General features: G+C 69.3%; 15 protein-coding genes and 1 pseudogene. 8 read left to right on the top strand and 8 right to left on the bottom strand.

Annotated elements, in window-relative coordinates:
* Positions 1 to 150: 150 nt before the first annotated feature.
* Positions 151 to 1,101, bottom strand: a complete 951-nt coding sequence (locus tag Pka01_RS09010; RefSeq protein ID WP_203882170.1) for an alpha/beta hydrolase — start codon at positions 1,099 to 1,101, stop codon at positions 151 to 153.
* A gap of 305 nt (positions 1,102 to 1,406) precedes the next feature.
* On the opposite strand from Pka01_RS09010, the gene Pka01_RS09005 reads away from it, so the two are divergent.
* The 3 genes and pseudogenes from Pka01_RS09005 to Pka01_RS41735 all read left to right on the top strand — a co-directional run.
* Complete coding sequence (locus tag Pka01_RS09005; protein ID WP_203882169.1) at positions 1,407 to 2,579, top strand: ATP-binding protein; 1,173 nt, start codon at positions 1,407 to 1,409, stop codon at positions 2,577 to 2,579.
* A gap of 192 nt (positions 2,580 to 2,771) precedes the next feature.
* Positions 2,772 to 3,266, top strand: a complete 495-nt coding sequence (locus Pka01_RS09000) for a GNAT family N-acetyltransferase (protein WP_203882168.1) — start codon at positions 2,772 to 2,774, stop codon at positions 3,264 to 3,266.
* Positions 3,267 to 3,363: 97 nt separating this feature from the next.
* Positions 3,364 to 3,456, top strand: a pseudogene (locus Pka01_RS41735) (IS5/IS1182 family transposase); the annotation flags it as partial.
* 57 nt (positions 3,457 to 3,513) lie between these two features.
* Here Pka01_RS41735 and Pka01_RS08990 read toward each other — a convergent pair.
* From Pka01_RS08990 to Pka01_RS08980, 3 genes are all read right to left on the bottom strand, one after another.
* Positions 3,514 to 3,927 (bottom strand): carboxymuconolactone decarboxylase family protein, encoded by a 414-nt coding sequence (locus tag Pka01_RS08990; RefSeq protein WP_203882167.1) that lies wholly within the window; start codon positions 3,925 to 3,927, stop codon positions 3,514 to 3,516.
* 62 nt (positions 3,928 to 3,989) lie between these two features.
* The gene (locus Pka01_RS08985; protein ID WP_239114844.1) at positions 3,990 to 5,012 is read right to left on the bottom strand and encodes an aldo/keto reductase; all 1,023 of its coding nucleotides are present in this window, start codon (positions 5,010 to 5,012) and stop codon (positions 3,990 to 3,992) included.
* A 17-nt stretch (positions 5,013 to 5,029) separates the two neighbouring features.
* Complete coding sequence (locus tag Pka01_RS08980; protein ID WP_203882166.1) at positions 5,030 to 6,466, bottom strand: aldehyde dehydrogenase; 1,437 nt, start codon at positions 6,464 to 6,466, stop codon at positions 5,030 to 5,032.
* 133 nt (positions 6,467 to 6,599) lie between these two features.
* On the opposite strand from Pka01_RS08980, the gene Pka01_RS08975 reads away from it, so the two are divergent.
* Complete coding sequence (locus Pka01_RS08975; protein WP_203882165.1) at positions 6,600 to 7,262, top strand: TetR/AcrR family transcriptional regulator; 663 nt, start codon at positions 6,600 to 6,602, stop codon at positions 7,260 to 7,262.
* 238 nt (positions 7,263 to 7,500) lie between these two features.
* Entirely contained in the window at positions 7,501 to 8,478 is a 978-nt protein-coding gene (locus Pka01_RS08970) for a metallophosphoesterase (protein WP_203882334.1), read from the top strand.
* Positions 8,479 to 8,575: 97 nt separating this feature from the next.
* Here the strand turns inward: Pka01_RS08970 and Pka01_RS08965 are convergent, their stop codons facing one another.
* Together Pka01_RS08965 and Pka01_RS08960 are read right to left on the bottom strand one after the other, a co-directional pair.
* The gene (locus Pka01_RS08965; protein ID WP_203882164.1) at positions 8,576 to 10,027 is read right to left on the bottom strand and encodes a vWA domain-containing protein; all 1,452 of its coding nucleotides are present in this window, start codon (positions 10,025 to 10,027) and stop codon (positions 8,576 to 8,578) included.
* A gap of 507 nt (positions 10,028 to 10,534) precedes the next feature.
* Positions 10,535 to 11,593, bottom strand: a complete 1,059-nt coding sequence (locus Pka01_RS08960) for an MFS transporter (RefSeq protein ID WP_203882163.1) — start codon at positions 11,591 to 11,593, stop codon at positions 10,535 to 10,537.
* A 332-nt stretch (positions 11,594 to 11,925) separates the two neighbouring features.
* On the opposite strand from Pka01_RS08960, the gene Pka01_RS08955 reads away from it, so the two are divergent.
* Positions 11,926 to 13,749 carry a multicopper oxidase family protein gene (locus tag Pka01_RS08955; protein WP_203882162.1) on the top strand — a complete coding sequence of 608 codons (1,824 nt, stop codon included), beginning with the start codon at positions 11,926 to 11,928 and terminating at the stop codon, positions 13,747 to 13,749.
* Here Pka01_RS08955 and Pka01_RS08950 read toward each other — a convergent pair.
* Positions 13,746 to 14,177, bottom strand: a complete 432-nt coding sequence (locus Pka01_RS08950) for a DUF6223 family protein (protein WP_239114843.1) — start codon at positions 14,175 to 14,177, stop codon at positions 13,746 to 13,748. The genes Pka01_RS08955 and Pka01_RS08950 overlap by 4 nt on opposite strands.
* A 215-nt stretch (positions 14,178 to 14,392) precedes the next feature.
* Between Pka01_RS08950 and Pka01_RS08945 the strand changes: the two genes are divergently transcribed.
* Together Pka01_RS08945 and Pka01_RS08940 are read left to right on the top strand one after the other, a co-directional pair.
* On the top strand, positions 14,393 to 15,520 hold the full coding sequence (locus Pka01_RS08945) for a sensor histidine kinase (RefSeq protein WP_203882161.1): 1,128 nt from the start codon (positions 14,393 to 14,395) through the stop codon (positions 15,518 to 15,520).
* A complete protein-coding gene (locus tag Pka01_RS08940) occupies positions 15,517 to 16,179 on the top strand; it encodes a response regulator (RefSeq protein ID WP_203882160.1) in 663 nt (220 codons plus the stop codon). Before Pka01_RS08945 ends, Pka01_RS08940 begins: the two co-directional genes overlap by 4 nt.
* A gap of 54 nt (positions 16,180 to 16,233) precedes the next feature.
* Here the strand turns inward: Pka01_RS08940 and Pka01_RS08935 are convergent, their stop codons facing one another.
* Positions 16,234 to 16,947 carry an SDR family NAD(P)-dependent oxidoreductase gene (locus Pka01_RS08935; RefSeq protein ID WP_203882159.1) on the bottom strand — a complete coding sequence of 238 codons (714 nt, stop codon included), beginning with the start codon at positions 16,945 to 16,947 and terminating at the stop codon, positions 16,234 to 16,236.
* Positions 16,948 to 16,962: the final 15 nt, after the last annotated feature.

Below are 16,962 nucleotides of genomic sequence, written 5' to 3'. Positions count from 1 at the left end.
GCGGTCAGGGCATACCGCTCACATCGACGCCTGGCGTGCCACGGCTTCAATTCGAGGTAGCGTTACATCCGTATATTTCGACCGATCCGGGCATACCCGCTGAATAGGCGGCCTCGACCATAGGTATGGGAAATTTTCCGTCTAGGGTGATTACTGTGCGGTATGTGAGATCCCCGCAGGGATGTTTACGACAGCCCCGAGGTGAACACCCGCAATCAACGCGCGGCCCGCGGCCCGTTCTTCGGCCGAATCACCGGTCACCAAATCGATGAACGACATCACGTCACCGGCCGATTGATTCCAGACACCCATGGCGTGATCGCTGCCGGGATACACCTTCACCGTGCACGGCACACCGTGGCGCGCCAGCGCCGCGCACAATTCAGTCGAATGTTTCGGCGGAACCCATTCATCGGCCGAGTGGATGAGAAACATCGGCGGATCGCCTGCGCCGGCGTTCGTTTTCGACGCCATCGAACGCCACGTATCCGGGCATGTCACCGGCTCACACTCACCGGCGAGAATGAACGCCGCGTCGCGAAGCACCTTGTCGTGATCGGATGAGCCGGTCTTCATGCCGTCGTCGTAGGCCATCTCGGGGTCGGCGACCGGTGACATCCCGACGACTGCCCGGAACACGTATCCCGCCTGTCCCAATGTCCCGAGATTGGTGACCAACTGGCCCCCAGCCGAGTCGCCGAACAGTACGACATCGGACAGGTCGGCGGCGAAGTATCCAGCCCTGGCCGCGATCCAGTCATACGCGGCCGCGATGTCGTCTCGGGGGGCAGGCCACGGCACTTTCAGCCGATAGTCCAGGTTGAACACCTGATATCCGCGATCGGCCATGAATCTCGCGTGGTCGTTCAACGACTCTCGTGTGCCCCTGCGCCAACCGCCACCGTGGACCATGATGACCACAGGTCGCCTGCCGGAGGAAAGCGGATGCCAAATCGCCGTGAGCTCCGCCGGTCCGTAGTCGAACGAACGTTCCTGACGTGAGGTCGAGGCCGTGGAGGAATCGGCCGGCATCATGGCAAGCGCCATTATGACGGCGCAAAAAATGGCCGCAATTCGCTTGGACATTTCAAAATCTTTCATGTATGCGTTCCATGCACTGCTCCGGCGAGCCGCATGGTATGCCGCACCGAGGACGGGAAACGACCGTTACGTCAAGAGCTGGAACGGCTTATTGAAGTCTTTGCCGCCGGATGAGTCGACGGATGAACCGTCGGCTCGGGCCGGAACCCAGGAACAGCGGTTGGAGAATGAGCCCTTTCCATTCTGAGTGGCGGTCGCCCTTGAGGGGGCAGCCCCCGTGTCCGTGCTGTTCGGAGCCTCACCCACCCCCTGACGGCGGCGAAATGCACTCGCTCGTTCCACCGGGGCCCGCTACTGTCGCGCGGATGAGCAACGTTTCCCTGCCTCTGCTCTGGCTGTCGGGGCCCACGGGTGTCGGGAAGTCCACGGTTGGCTGGGAGGTGTTCGCGCAGCTGAGTCGCGCTGGCGTCAAGACGGCGTTTGTCGACGCTGACCAGATCAGCCTGTGCTACCCCATGCCAGAGGGCGTGACGCATCGCCTCCGCGCGCGGAATCTGGCTGCGATGTGGCCGAACTTCCTGCAGGAAGGGGTGCGGTGTCTGGTCCTTGCTGGCTTCGTTGACACTCCCGACGAGGTTCGTGAGTACACCGCCCTTCTTCCTGAGGCTGCGTTCACCGTGTGCCGCCTGCGCGTCGATAGCGCTGAACTCAAGGAACGGTTCCTCGCGCGGGGATGGCGTCCGGATCTGGTGGCGGAGGCGGTCGTTGAAGCGGAAGCCCTGGAACACAGTGACTACGCCGACGTGTGCGTGGATACGGGCGGCTTAGTGGTGTCCGAGGCCGCCCGGCTGGTCTGTGAGCGTGCGGGGGGATGGCCGGGCATCCTCCCCGCCGCGACGGTCCACAGTGTCGTCGACCGGCAGAACCACCCGACCTCGGTGGACGCCGCACCCGTTACCGTGCCGGTACCCGTGCTGTGGCTGTGCGGTGCTACGGCGGTTGGGAAGTCGACGGTCGGCTACGAGATCTTCATGCAGGTCTACCGGACCGGCGTGCGTGCCGCCTATGTCGATGTGAAGCAGATCGGTGCGCTGCGTCCCGTCGCGGACGACGACGTGGACAGCCATCGCCTCAAGGCCCGCAACCTTGCGGCCATCTGGGCAGGGCACCGAGCGGCGGGTGCCCGGTGCCTGGTCGTCTCCGGGGAGGCCGACTCGGACGACATTGTCCGCGGCTACACCGAGTCGCTGCCCGGAACGGCCTTGACCGTGTGCCGCTTGCATGCGGGTCCAGAAACGCTGGCCGAGCGCGTCGCGCAGCGTGGCCGGGGAGGCGGGCCGGCCCTACCGGGTGATGGGCTGAAGGGGTTGAACTCGGACGCCCTGCACCGTATCGCCGAACGAGCGGCCTTCGAGGCCAAGGCGCTCGACAGCGCCGGGGCAGGTGATCTGCGCGTTGACACCGACGGCCGGTCGGTGAAAGAGGTGGCCGCGGACGTACGGGCTCGCGGCGGCAACTGGCCGAATCTCTGCCGCTGAACGCAGTCCTCTTGAGCAGGGTCAGCCGCCACCGGACAGCGAAATCCCCATCTGACCGCTGAGGAAAGCCCCATGCCGATCACGGTAGCCGGGCACTCCAGCCGTAGATCGTGATGTGCCCTGGTTCTGGGGCTGTCTGCCACTGGCGGAAACTCAGGTGGCCTCAGCGCACGATCTGGGTAGAGTCGGGCAATGCCCGAGCTCAAGCGGCTGCATGCCGGCCACGCCCCGGCGGTCCTGGCCTTCGAGCTGGCGAACCGCACCTACTTCGCTGCCTCGATCTCCGACCGCGGTGACGACTTCTTCGACCAGTTCACCGACCGGTACAACGCCTCGCTGGCCGAGCAGGAGGCCGGCATCTGTGCCTTCTATGTGCTCGTTGCCGAGGACGGCTCGGTACTCGGCAGGTTCAACCTGTACGACTTGGCGGACGGCACTGCCAGACTCGGCTACCGGGTCGCGGAGCGGGTCGCCGGCCGTGGCGTGGCGACCGCGACGGTCCGGGAGCTGTGCCGGATGGCGACTGCGATGCACGGCCTGCTCACACTGCGGGCGGCCACCTCCCACGACAACGCCGCGTCCCAGAAAGTCTTGGCCAAGGCCGGGTTCGTCTCGGTCGGCCCTGCCACCCCGGCCGATCTCGGCGGCAAGTCAGGCACTTGGTACCGGCGCGACCTCCAGCCATAGAGCCTTGATCTTGCTCGTGGGTCGGCTGCGGGAAGGCCGCGGCCGCCGCTGATTAATCGAAAACGCGCAAGTCGCTGTCCACGCCGCTGCCGTTCGAGCCCGATCCATTGGCCCCATCGACGTACTGACCAGCAGCAACGTGAAGACGTTCGCCGACAAGGGATACCAAGCGGCCGGCGGCACCATCCGGCCCAGCCAGGGACTTCGTGGTGAGCGCAGTGCTACTGACAGGCGCGAGTACTGCCCCTTACCGAGGGTCTTCGGCTGCGTGGGCCTCCAGGAAGACCTGCCGGGCGATCTGATAGCCGTCGAAGGCCCGGGCGGCGCCGGCGTACGCCTCGATGTGGATGAACGTCTCGACGATCTCCTCCGGAGCGACTCCGGTGTTGAGTGCGATGCGGAGCTGCCCGCGCAGCGGTTCGAGCGTGCCCAGGGTGGCGGCGATCGTCATGGAGATGAGGGCGCGGGTGCGGGTGTCGAGGACGTCGGTGCGCGGCCATGCGTCGCCGAAGGTGTGCAGTGTGGCCAGGCGCGTGAAGTCGGCGGCGTTGGCCGGCTCGCCCGGGCCGAGTTCCAGGAACGGCTCCAGCCGCCGGCCGAGCAGCCGCGCGGCCGTGTCGAGTGCGGCCGCGTAGCCGGGTTCCTTCTGGTTGCCGGTCATGGTGGTTCCTCGATCGCTTGTCGTTTCGGAGGGGTGGGCGTAGTACGCCCCGAGTGCGGAGATCAGTGCTGGGGGCGCACGTTGAGCGCGCCGTACTGGCCGCCACGCACCCGCGCGGGATCGAACAGGCCCGAGAGGAAGGCGAGGTCGTCCGCGCTCAGCGGCACGGCCGTCGCGGCGGCGTTCTGGCGTGCGTACGCCGCCCGCTTCGTGCCGGGGATGGGTGCGATGTCGTAGGGCTGGGCGAGCAGCCAGGCCAGGGCGACCTGCCCAGGTGCGTGTCCCCGTTCGTCGGCGAACGCCTTCAGGCCCTCGACGAGGCGGAGGTTCTCCGCGAAGTTCTCTTCCTGAAACTTGGGCAGAGTGGAGCGGAAGTCGTCGCTGGAGAACGAGGTGCCGCTGGTGAAGCGGCCGGCGAGCGCGGCTCGCCCCAGAGGGCTGTACGGCACAAAGGTGATGCCCAGCTCGCGGCAGGTGGGAAGCACCTCCTGCTCCACCTCGCGGGCCCAGAGCGAGTACTCGCTCTGAAGGGCCGATATCGGCGTCACCGCGGCCGCCCGGTGAAGTATGTCCGGCCCGACCGCGCTGAGCCCGATCGCGCGAACCTTGCCCGCAGTTACCAGGTCGGCCATCGCGCCGACGGTGTCCTCGACCGGCAAGGTGGTGTCGAGGCGATGGATGTAGTAGAGGTCGATGTGGTCGACGCCGAGGCGGCGCAGGCTGGCGTCGCAGGCGGTGGCCACGTACTCGGGGCTTCCGTCGAGGACCACTCCGCCCCCCGGGGAGGGCCGCGCGCCGAACTTGGTGGCCAGGACCAACTCGTCGCGCACGCCGCGCACGGCGCGGCCGAGCAGCTCCTCGTTGTGGCCGAAGCCCCTCTGGGACTGGCCGGTGGCCGCGCCGGCCGCGCCGTACATGTCGGAGGTGTCGAAGAAGTCGATGCCGGCGTCGATGGCGGCGTGGATCGTGGCGACGGACTCCTCCTCGTCGGCGTCGCCATAGAACTGGGACATTCCCATGCAGCCCAGGCCGATCGGCCGGATGGGGATGTCGGTGTGACCGAGGGTGATACGGGCTTCCCGCACAGTGGTCCTCCTGAATTTCAAGCGGCGATGGTCTTGTACTCGATGTACTGGGCGAGGCCCGTGGCGCCGAACTCGCGGCCGATGCCGCTGCTCTTGTAGCCGCCGAAGGCACCGTCGAAGGCGGCGGGGGCTCCGTTGACGGACAGCCATCCGGCGCGGATCCCGCGGGCGACCTGTATGCCGCGGTCCCGGTCGGCGGTCCACACGCCACCGCCGAGGCCGTACTCGGAGTCGTTGGCGATGCGGACGGCGTCGTCCTCGTCGTCGAAGGGGATGACGACCAGGACGGGGCCGAAGATCTCTTCACGGGCGATCCGCATGCCGCCGTCGACGTCGGCGAACAGCGTCGGACGGACGTAGTGCCCGCCTGCCAGTCCCTCGGGCGTCTCCGGCCCGCCGGTGACCAGCCTGGCGCCCTCGGCGACGCCGAGTTCGATGTAGGAGCGGACCCGCTGCTGCTGGTCGGCGCGGACCATCGGCCCGATGAAGGTCCGCGGGTCCGCGGGGTCGCCGACGCGCAGTCCCTCCATCATGGTCTTGAGCGCGCCGACGACCTCCTCGTACCGGCTGCGCGGGGCGAGGATCCGGGTGTGCGCCACGCAGCTTTCTGCGTTGTTGCCCAGCGACAGGTGTTTCAGGCCCTCCACGGTCGCCGTCAGGTCGGCGTCCTCGAGGATGATCGAGGCGGATTTGCCGCCGAGCTCAAGGCTGACCCTCTTGAGCTGCTCTCCCGCGATGGCGGCGATGCGCCGGCCCGCCGCGGTGGAACCGGTGAAGGCGATCTTGTCCACGCCCGGATGGGTGACCAGGTACTCGCTCGTCTCGCGGCCCGCGGGCAGGATGCTCACCACGCCCTCGGGGAGGCCGGCCTCGTCGAAGACCTCGGCGAGGGCCAGGGCGTCCAGCGCCGTCTCCGGAGAGGCCTTCAGAATCACCGTGCACCCGGCGAGCAGCGCGGGCACCAGCTTGACCAGCGCCGACTGGTGAGGCGCGTTCCACGGGATCACCGCGGCAACCACGCCCACGGGTTCGCGGCGCAGCAGCGTCGGGACCTCGCCCACGGAGCCCACCTGCTCCTCCCACTCGAGGGCCGCGGCGGCGCGCAGGTACGCGTCGGTCTGCTCCGGGACGCCCGACTGGTGCGTCCAGCGCGTGAACCACAGCGGTGTGCCGTTCTCGGCGGTGACCAGAGCCGCGAACTCCTCGGCGCGCGCCGTGTGCAGTTCGGAGAAGCGCTCCACCACCGCACGCCGTTCCTGCGGGCTCATCCGCGGCCAGGGCCCCTCGTCGAACGCCCGCCGCGCGGCGGCGACCGCATCGTCGACGTCGGCGGGAGCGGCGTGCGGCGCGGTCCCGACCAGCGATCGGTCGTGCGGCGAACGCACCTCCAGGACGTCCCCGGTGGCGGGGGCGACCCACCGTCCGCCCACGTACAGCCTGTCGTAAGTGATCACGAGATTCCCCTCTCATAAGTGGCCAATGGACCGTTATGTCCGGAAAGCATAGCGGTCCAATGGACACCTATCAAGTGTCCACTGGACCGCTACCCTGGAGTGATCAGGATCCGCTGTGCGGCGAGGAGGACCGATGGACGACGTGGAGGTGCCGGCCTTCCAGCGGGCCAGGCGGCCCGAGCACCGAGAGCTGCGCCGGCAGGAGATCCTGGTCGCCGCGGAGGCGTTGCTGGCCGAGATGCCGGCGGAGGAGATCAGCCTCCGGGAGCTCGGACGCCGGCTGGGTGTGTCCAAGACGCACGTGGTGCGTTATTTCGAGAGCCGCGAGGGGGTCTTCCTCGGGCTTCTCGACAGGCTGCAGGTGTCCTGGCTCGAGGCCCTGGCAGACGAGTGGCCGGCCCCGCCCTGCGAGCCCGACCTGGTGATGCGGGCCTGGGCCGACTCGCTCGCCGCCCGGCCGATCCTGTGCCGGCTGTGGAGCCTGTTGCCGAGCGTCCTGGAGCGCAACGTCTCCGCGGACACCGTACGCGCCTACAAACTCGCCGAACTGGAGCACCGGGCCAGGCTGGTGGAGCTGCTCAGAGACCGGGTGCCGGCCCTCGGCGCGGACGACGCGATCACTTTGAGCAAGTACGCGGTCGTCTCACTGGTGGGCCTGTGGCCGTTCAGCGACCCGACCCCGACGGTCGTCGAGGCGACGGCCGATCCCCGGCTCGCGGGCTCCCGGGTGGACTTCGCCGCCATGTACGCCGACATCCTTCAGGCCATGCTCGCCGGCCTGCTCGCCCGGGCATGACGCGGGGCGTCGCCGCAGATAACGGGGCGCAAACCGGCAACTTATGACTGCTTTATACCGGTGCATGTTTGTTGGACCGGTTCGTGATGATCGGCAAGGTCGCGTTCACTGGGTGCTCATCGCGGTGCGCGAGCGTTCCTTCGTTCGATGTAACGAAAGGCACGATTGTGGACACTTCCCACGACAGCGAGGACAAGCCCAGCCGCCTGTCCCGCCGTAGCGCTCTCGGCCTGCTGGGATCGGTCGGCGCCGGCCTTTCCACCTGCTCAACGGCGACCTGTGCTACGCCAACAGGGACGTCGACCGGGTCCGCACCTGGAACAACTTCTTCACCGACAACACCCGGTCGGCCCGTTTCCGCCCGTGGATGCCCGCGGCGGGAAACCACGAGATCGAGTCGGGCAACGGCCCGATCGGCCTGGAAGCCTTCCAGACGTACTTCGAGCTGCCCTCCACCGAGACGGACGAGGAGCTCAGGAACCTCTGGTACGCCTTCACCGCCGGCTCGGTCCGGGTGATCGTGCTGCAGAACGACGAGGTCGCGCTGCAGGACGGCGGCGACTACTACATCCACGGCTACTCCGGCGGCCGCCAGCTGGCGTTGCTGGAGAAGGAACTGCGCAAGGCCCGCGCCTCGCGCGACATCGACTGGATCGTCGTCGCCATGCACCAGGTGATGATCAGCTCCTCCGACGCCAACGGCGCCGACATCGGGCTGCGCCAGGCGTACGGCCCGCTGTTCGACAAGTACCAGGTTGACCTGGTTGTCTGCGGTCACGAGCACAACTACGAGCGGTCGCTCCCCGTGCGCGGCGTGGTGAGCGGCACCGAGACGCTCACCCCCAACCCGGTGTCCACCCGCACCGACATCGTCGACACCTCCAAGGGAACCGTGTACATGGTGCTCGGCGGCGGCGGCGTTTCCGGCACCACCAACGGGTCGTTCTTCAAGGACGGCACCGGAAAGGTCATCACCGCGGTCACCCCCAACCCCGGCGGAGGGCACACCTCGACCTACGTCAAGGAGCAGGCCGTCTGGATCGGCGTCCGCGACCTCGACCACCCGTACGGCTTCGCGGCGTTCGACGTCGACCCGGGCCGCCACCGGGGCGACACCACGACCATGACGGTGACGTACTACAACGTGAACAAGCCGCACGGCGACCTGTCGGTCTTCGAGCGGTTCACCCTGCACCGCAGGCGGTCGGACGGCTGACGCCGGTCGCCTCATGAAGTGTTCGCCGGGCCGCCGTGCGGCCCGGCGAACAACCCCGCGGCGGCTCCGCTCAACAGCACCGCGGGGGCTCGCGAGGTCAGCCGAGCGATCGGGCGCGGGCGATGAGATCCGAGAGCTCGGTCACGTCCGGGTCCTCGGTGGTCCCGGCCAGGCGCAGCGCGTGGGCCGACAGGTCCTCCAGCCCGAGCCCGAAACGCCCGTCCCCCTGCTCCCAGCGCGTGCGCAGCCGCTCGGCGAAGGCCGCGGCGACCACGTCCACCTGGAAGCGCGGCCCGGTGGAGCTCCACAGGTCGGGCGACAGACCTTCGGTGTCCAGCAATCCGCTCACCTCCGACGGACGTCCGGTGTCCGGGTCGAGCCATCGGACGGTCGCGGTGGCGAGCTGCCCCGAGGCGCCGGGCCGCAGGTGCACCAAGTACAGCGCCGTGACGGCGTGGCCGGGACCGACCTCTCCGCCGTCGCGGGAGTCGTCACGGAACTCCTCGGGCCGCAGCGCCCGGTTCTCGTACCCGACCAGCTCGTACGACTCGACGAGGCCCGGGTTGAACACGACCTGCGCCTTGGCGTCGCGTGCCCGGACGTCGAGCGTCGCGGGCAACTGGTCGACGAACACCTTGCGTGCCTCGTCGAGCGAGCGGACGTAGACCGCCGTCCCGTCGCCGTTGTCGGCGAGTTGCTCCATCAGGTGGTCGCCGTAATCACGCCCGACCCCCACGCACAACAGCGTGACCTGTTTGCCCGCGTAGTCGCGGACCCGATCCAAGATGCCCTGCCATTCGGTCTCGCCCGAGTTGGCGAGCCCGTCCGACAGAAGGATCACCCGGTTGGTCATCGACGGCCGGAACGCGCGCGACGCCTCCCTGTAGCCGGTGACCAGTCCGTCTTCAAGGCCGGTCGAGCCTTCGGGGACGAGTCCCTCGATCGCCGCATGGAGGCTCGAGCGCTCCGACACCGGGGTCATCGGCGTCAGCACCCGCGCCGAGGAGCTGAAGGAGACGATCGACACCTGGTCGCCCGGCGTGAGCTGGTCGACGAGGGTGTGCAGGGCCCCGCGGACCAGGTCCAGGCGGCCCGCCTCCGCCATCGAGCCGGACACGTCCACCACGAACGTCAGGTTGGCCGGCTTGCGCGCCATGGAGTCCTTCCGGCGTGTCTGCAGGCCCACGCGGACGATCGCGGCGCCGTTCGACCGGGCGCCGTCGACGTGCACGGCGAAGCCGTTGTCGTCAGGCTCCGCGTAGTCCTGGCGGAACGCGTTCACGAACTCCTCAATGCGCACCTGATCGGGCTCGGGCCACCGGCCCTCCTGGATGGCCCGGCGGGCGTAGCCGTACGACGCGGTGTCGACGTCGAGGGCGAATGTGGACGGCTGCTGGTCGGTCGGTCCGCCGGGTTCCGCGGGTGCGGTCGCCCCGGGGCCGTCGCCCGACATCCCGCCGGAACTCGGAGAACTGGACTCGCCGCCACCGCCGCACGCCGAGCCCAGCAGGGCCAGCGCGACGACGGCGGAGATGACACGTGCTTTCATGGAGCGCCTCCATTCCTGTTCACCTCGTTACGACGCCGCGCGTGAAGGCGAATGGATGGCGCGTCATCCAAGCGAGTGCAAAGCGTTCCCACCGCGTGATCAACGGCCGCCGGCAATGCCTGTTTCGATTTCAAAGGGTTTCGTTTCCGTGACGTTTGGCACAAAAAGCGGACGCCGCGGAAACGGCCTCCATCGCGTTTTCGCGCCCCGCGTACCAGCGGGGGCCGGGCCTGCGCCGCCGTCGTCTTCAGCCTTCCGGACAGGACGGGAAGCCCTTGCCACGTGCTCATATACCGGGCATACAGCGGCACCTGAACGCCAGGCCGGCGGGTCTGTCAGGCGCCTCAAGGAAGGTATTCATGAGACGAGGCATCTCCCTCGATCTGGGCGGCGACGGAATTCGGGGATCACGCCTAAAAATCCGCCGACATCGTCTCCGAGTTTCTGTGCGCATGCCCCTTCGGGCCGGGTTCGGTGCGCTGACTGCTTTTGTTCTGACCGCGGCCGCTACTGATGCGCGGTGTTCGCGCGGCGCCGCATCAGGAGGCCGAGCCCCAGGCCGAGCACGAGAAGGACGGCGAGCGAGGCGTAGCCGTACATGAGGGTCGCCAGGGCGGCGACGCCGCCGACGAGCAGCGGCCCGCCCGCGTCGCCGAGCTCCCGCCCCAGCTCGGCGGCGCCCAACGTCTGCCCGAGCCGTCCGGCGGGGGTCGCGGCCGCCAGGGCGGCGAAGCCGAGCGGAGTGACCAGGCCGGTCCCGGCGCCGATGAGGGCGGCGGCGGACAGCACGCCGGTCAGTCCCGGCAGCAGCGCGCATCCGAGGCCGGCGGCGGTGATCAGCGATCCTGCCGTGACGCCTCCTCGGGCGGTCATGCGTCCGGCGTCCAGTGCGCGCCCGGCCTGGGGTTGGACGAGGGCGGCGCAGCCGGCGAGGACCGACACCGCGGCGCCGGTGGCCACGGTGCCGAGGCCTGACGCGGCGCCGGAGACGGGCAGGAAGCCCACGCCGACCGACAGCGCGGCGGTCGCACCCGCCAGTGCGCCGGTCGGCCCGAGAAAGGCCGGGTCGGTCAGACGCCGGGCCAGGTCCAGCACCGTCTGACGGCTCTTGGCCAGTGGGGGAGCGGCGGGGACGGCGAGCGCGGCCCATACGGCGACCGCCACTCCGAGTATCGCCAGGACGCCGAACAGGAGTCGTAGGCCGCCCGCCCACACCAGGGCTCCGCCGAGAAGTGGGCCGAGGGTGTAGCCGATCGACTTGTAGAAGCCGTAGGAGCCGAATGCCCGGCCGTGCCGGGCCGCGGGATTGAGCCGGGCGACCAACAGGGAGGCCGAGGGCGAGAAGGCTGACGCCGCGGCGCCCTGACCGAGACGGGCCGCCCACAACCAGCCGGGGCTGTCCGCGATGACGTACAGGACGGAGGCGGCGGCGAAGGCGACGAGCCCGCCCAGCAGTACCGGGCGGGCGCCGACACGATCGGCGAGCGTGCCGAACAGCGGCTTGAGCACCACCTCGGCCCCGTCGTAGAGGGCCAGCAGGCCGCCCAGGACCAGCAGTGAGGTCACCGCGTCCCCGGAGAAGCCGCCCAGGTTGTCGCGATGCCATGAGCGCCGAATGCGGTGGTGAACCCCGCGGCGTAGAGCGGCCACATGTGCGGTCGCGACGCCGCCTGGGACGTGCCGGCCGCGGCCGGCCCCGAGGTCATCGTGGTGCTCCGGCCTGCATCACATTCCTGAATGTAGCGAGCGGTTACATGATCTTTAATCCTGCGGCATGCCCTTGCGAGGCCTGCGGGGCGAATATGGCCAAACTCATGGCTTAAGCGAGTTATATCCGCATGTAGGCGGGAATTCGGGCGTGTGTCAGGTAGGGGATGAATCGGCGAAGGCTGCGATCGGTGGAGTTGACCAGAAGGGAGTTCGCGCTCCTGCTGGTGGGTGCGGGTGCCGCCGCCTCCGGCGTCGGTCATGTCGGCCTGGTGGAAGGAACGCGGCTGGCCAAGTACGTCGATGCCGTGCCGAGGTTGCCCACACCGACGCCGCGACAGGCGGCGGCCTACCCGGGGGCGGACTACTACGAGCTGGCGATGCTGCAGAGCCCGTGGCGGTTCCATCGTGACCTGCCGGCCGGACAGGCGTGGGGCTTTTGGGCCGTGAGCGCGGACGGACCGGTGGGCCTGGGTTATCTGGGACCGACACTGGTCGCGCGCCGGGACCGTCCGGTCGTGGTGCGCTACCGCAACCAGTTGCCCACCACGCACCTGTTGCAATCAGCGGTGGACGTCACGCTGTGGCGGGATGTTCCCGGCGTGCCGCCCGATCCACCCGGGGGGCGGATGCCGCAGAACTTTCCCGCCGAGCCCAACGTGTGGGTCGTGCCTCATCTCCACGGCGGCTTCGACTCCCCTCAGTCGGACGGCCATCCTGAGGCGTGGTTCACGCCGGACGGTCTGCACGGTCCCGTCTACGCCACCCTGGACGGAGCCCGTCCGAACGAGGCCGTCTACGCCTACACCAGCCGCCAGCAGGCCACCATGTTGTGGTACCACGACCACGCGATGGCCATCACCAGGCTGAACATCTACGCCGGACTGGCCGGCCTTTATCTGGTCCGCGACGCCTTCGAAGACAGCCTGCCCCTGCCCCGCGGCGACTTCGAGGTGCCGCTGATCCTGCAGGACCGCAACCTCACCCCGGACGGCGCGCTGTCCTATCCCGACAGGGGCCCCACGCCCTACCACCCCAAGTGGAATCCGAACTTCTTCGGCACCATCCCGGTGGTCAACGGCAAGGCCTACCCGTACCTGGACATGGAGCCACGACGCTACCGGCTGCGCCTCCTCAACGGCTCCAACCAGCGCTTCTTCCACCTGTGGTTCCAAGACGGCGGCGCGCGGCTGTCGTTCTGGCTGATCGGCACCGACGGCGGCCTCCGCGCCGCGCCGTTGCGCCTCACCAGCCTCCTGCTCGGCCCCGCCATGCGAGCGGACGTCATCGTCGACCTGACCGGAACGCAGGCCGGCACACGGATCACCATGATGAACGACGCACCCACGCCCCTGCCCCAGGGCGACAAGCCCGTCCCCATGCCCGAGATCATGCAGCTCCGAGTGAGCAACGCGCTCTCCGGCCCGGACCAGAGCGCACCGGCGGACCGGCTGTCCCTTCGGCCGGTCACACCGGCACGGCCCACCCACGGACTGCCCCGCCGCGAGTTCGTCATCACCGCCAACCGCGACGCCCGCGGCAAGTCCACCCATCTGGCGATCAACCAGCGCTTCTTCGACGACCCCGTCGAGGAGTTCCCCAAGGCGGGCACCACCGAGATCTGGGAGTACGTCAACACCTCTGGCGACGGCCATCCGATGCACGTGCACCTGGTGCAGTTCCACGTGCTGAACCGGCAACGGTTCGACGCGAAGGCCTACCTCGCGGCCTACAAGAGCTGGGTCTCCCAGGGCCGCAGGCCCGCCTCCCAGCCTGTTCTCGCCCACTACCTGAAGGGCCCGGTGATGCCACCGGCAGCCGACGAGGAAGGCTGGAAGGACACCGTCGTCGCCTATCCCGCGATGGTCACCCGGATCGCCCTGAGGTTCGACGTGCCCCCGCCCATCGACGGGATCGCCGGCACCCGGAGTGAGTTCCCCGCCACGTACATCCAGCACTGCCACATGCTGGAGCACGAAGACAACGAGATCATGCGGCCCTGGCAGATCTCCTAGAGACCAGGTCCGGGCCGGCGGGTGCGGGCCAGAACCAGCACGCCGAGGGCCGTGCTGACCAGCCCCACCGCCAGGGCCGCGTACCCTCCGACTATTCCGTAGCCGGTGCCGGGCCCACCGTCGGCGGCGGCCACGACCACCCCGCCGACGACCGCGCCGGCCAGCCCCGCGACGAGGGCCACGACGGCGCCCCTTCTGCCGGAGCCCGTGCCGACGCGACCGGCGGAGCGGGCCATGGCCAGCCCGCCGACGACCGCGCCGATCAGCCCCAGCAGCCCGGCCACGACGGACCAGAGGCGACCGGCGGTCAAGGTGTAGGCGCCGACGGGGTCCGGCTGGACCGAGACGTGCGCGGCCGCGGGCGCGGCGATCATCAGGGCCCCGAGCAGGGCCGCCGCGGCGGCGACGAGCAGATGACGGACGGACATCGGGTGCTCCTTCTCTCACGACTGGACACCGCCTGAGCATGTCCGCCGGACCCGTCCGCGGTCGTCGTGCGGACGCAGGCAATTCGCGCTGCCGCCGACGCCGGTGCCGGTTGCCGCAGTCGCGGCAGGAGCCGCGAAAGTACCGCGTATGCGGTAGACGGCCGGTCATCCGTGCGCAGGAGTCGCCCGCACGGACATCTGGTTAGAGTGCGCGCATGGGCAAAGGGCGGTTCGCTGTCCCGGCAGGTGTCACCGACTGGGTGATCGCCGTCGGCGTGGCGGCGGCGCTGCTGGTCACCGGACTGTCCGGAGAGCACTCCGGCGCTTACCGTGATCTGCTCGGCTACGCACTGCTGACGGTCGGCGGCCTGACTCTGGCCGCGCGCCGCAGGGCCCCGGTTCCCATCCTGGTCGTGACCGGGCTCTGCGCGGTGGGTCACCAGGCGGCCGGTTTCGACGTGCCCGCCGTCGCGTACCTGTTCGCGGTGTACGCGGCCGTACGAGCCGGACACCGTGCCGTCACGGTGCTGGCGAGCGTGACCATGCTGGCCGCCCTGCCTCTCGCGGCCCTCGCCTCTGGCCTGCACGACACGGGCGAGGCCTTCGCGCAGGCCAGAGGAGCCCTCGAGCTGGCCTGGCTGATCGCAGCAGGCGCCGCAGGCGAAGCGCTGCGGCAGGCCGAGCGGCGGGCGGACGAGGCCGAGCGCACCCGGGAGGAGACCGCGCGGCACCGCGCCGCGGAGGAACGGCTGCACATCGCGCGGGAGCTGCACGATTCGCTCACCCACCAGATCTCGGTCATCAAGGTGCAGGCGGAAGTCGCCGTTCACGTGGCCCGCAAGCGTGGTGAACAGGTGCCGGAGGCCCTGCTGGCGATCCAGGAGGCCGGACGTGAGGCGACCAGGGAGTTGCGCGCGACCCTCGAGGCGCTGCGTGACGACGACACGGCCCCTCCGCGTGGGCTCGACGACGTCCAGGAACTGGTGGAACGGGCCCGCACCATCGGCCTGGACGCGACCCTGACGATCGAGGGACGGCGGCACGACGTGCCGGTGGCGGTGGACCGGACCGTCTACCGGATCGTTCAGGAGTCGCTCACCAACATCGCCCGTCACGCGGACGCCGCCACGGCGTCGGTCCGGATCGACTGCCGTCCGGACACCCTCGCGATCCGCATCGACGACGACGGGACGGCGGCGCCGGGCACCGCCCCGACGCCCGGAGTCGGACTGCTCGGCATGCGCGAGCGCGTCACCGCTCTCGGCGGTTGGCTGCGTGCCGAGCCGCGCGGCGAGGGCGGCTTCACGGTCCAGGCCGAGCTCCCCGTGGACCACACGGCATGATCCGCGTCCTGCTGGTCGACGACCAGCCGCTCCTTCGCAGCGGATTCCGCATGCTCCTCGACCTCGAAGACGACATCGAGGTGGTGGCCGAGGCCGCCGACGGCGAAGAGGGCCTGGCTCTGGTCCGGGAACACCGGCCCGACGTCGCGCTCATCGACATCCAGATGCCGGTCGTCGACGGCATCGAGGCGACCCGGCGCATCGCCGCGGACCCGGCTCTGGCCGGGGTGCACGTCGTCATCCTGACCAACTACGGCTTGGACGAGTACGTTTTCAACGCGCTGCGCGCCGGCGCGGCCGGGTTCCTCGTCAAGGACATCGTGCCGGAGGACTTCCTGCACGGTGTACGCGTCGCCGCGCGCGGTGACGCCCTGCTCGCACCGTCGATCACGCGCAAGCTGATCAACAGATACGTCGCCCAGCCGGTCGGCTCCCACAGCACCCGGGCGCTGGAAGAGCTGACCAACCGCGAACGCGAGGCCGTCGCCCTGGTCGCGCGGGGACTTTCCAACGACCAGATCGCCGACCACATGGTGATCAGCCCGATGACCGCGAAAACCCACGTCAACCGTGCCATGGTCAAGCTTCGGGTCCGTGACCGCGCCCAGCTCGTCGTCCTCGCCTACGAATCCGGCCTGGTGGCCCCGCGGAACTCCTGACCTGCCACGGTCGCCGTCAGGCGTCCGCGGAGCCGGGGCCGCCCGATCAGGCCGCTACGCGAGCATCCCGCCGTCCAGGACGATTTCGGTCCCGGTGACGAAGGCGCTCTCGTCACCGGCCAGATAGCCGATCGCGTACGCGATGTCGGCGACCTCGCCCAGGCGGCCGAGCGGAGTGCGGCGCACGACGGTGTCCCGAAGTGCGTCGCCTCCGGCGGCCATCATGGGCGTGTCGATGAATCCCGGCACGACGGCGTTGACGCGGATCCCGCGAGGGGCGAACTCGCGTGCGGCGAAGCGGGTCATGCCGCGTACGGCCCACTTCGCCGCCTGGTAGGCGACGGATGTCCCATGCCCCTGCATGCCCGCGTACGACGACATGTTGACGATGGAACCGCGACCGGACTCCTCCAGGGCGCCGGCGAACGTCTGCATCCCGAGCAGGATGCCGGTCTGGTTCACGGCGAGTGTGCGGTGCCACACCTCCAGCGAGATGTCGGCGATCATGCCGGGCAGGAAGATTCCCGCGTTGTTCACCAGGACGTCCACCCTGCCGAACTCCGACACGACCAGATCGCGCACCCGCAGCCACGCGTCGGCAGAGGACACGTCGTGTTCGAGGTACATCAGGCCGCCGTCTTCGCGGGGAGGGCTGACGTCGGTGACGCAGACCTCAGCTCCCTCGTCTCTCAGGTGGCGGGCCGTACCCGCCCCTATGCCGGACGAGCCGCCGGTGACGACGGCGATCCTGCCGTCGAGCTTGCCCATGATGTGTCGCTCCCA

Source organism: Planotetraspora kaengkrachanensis, assembly GCF_016862895.1.
Classification (GTDB): domain Bacteria; phylum Actinomycetota; class Actinomycetes; order Streptosporangiales; family Streptosporangiaceae; genus Planotetraspora; species Planotetraspora kaengkrachanensis.
This window is presented reverse-complemented; position numbering and strand designations above follow the sequence as displayed.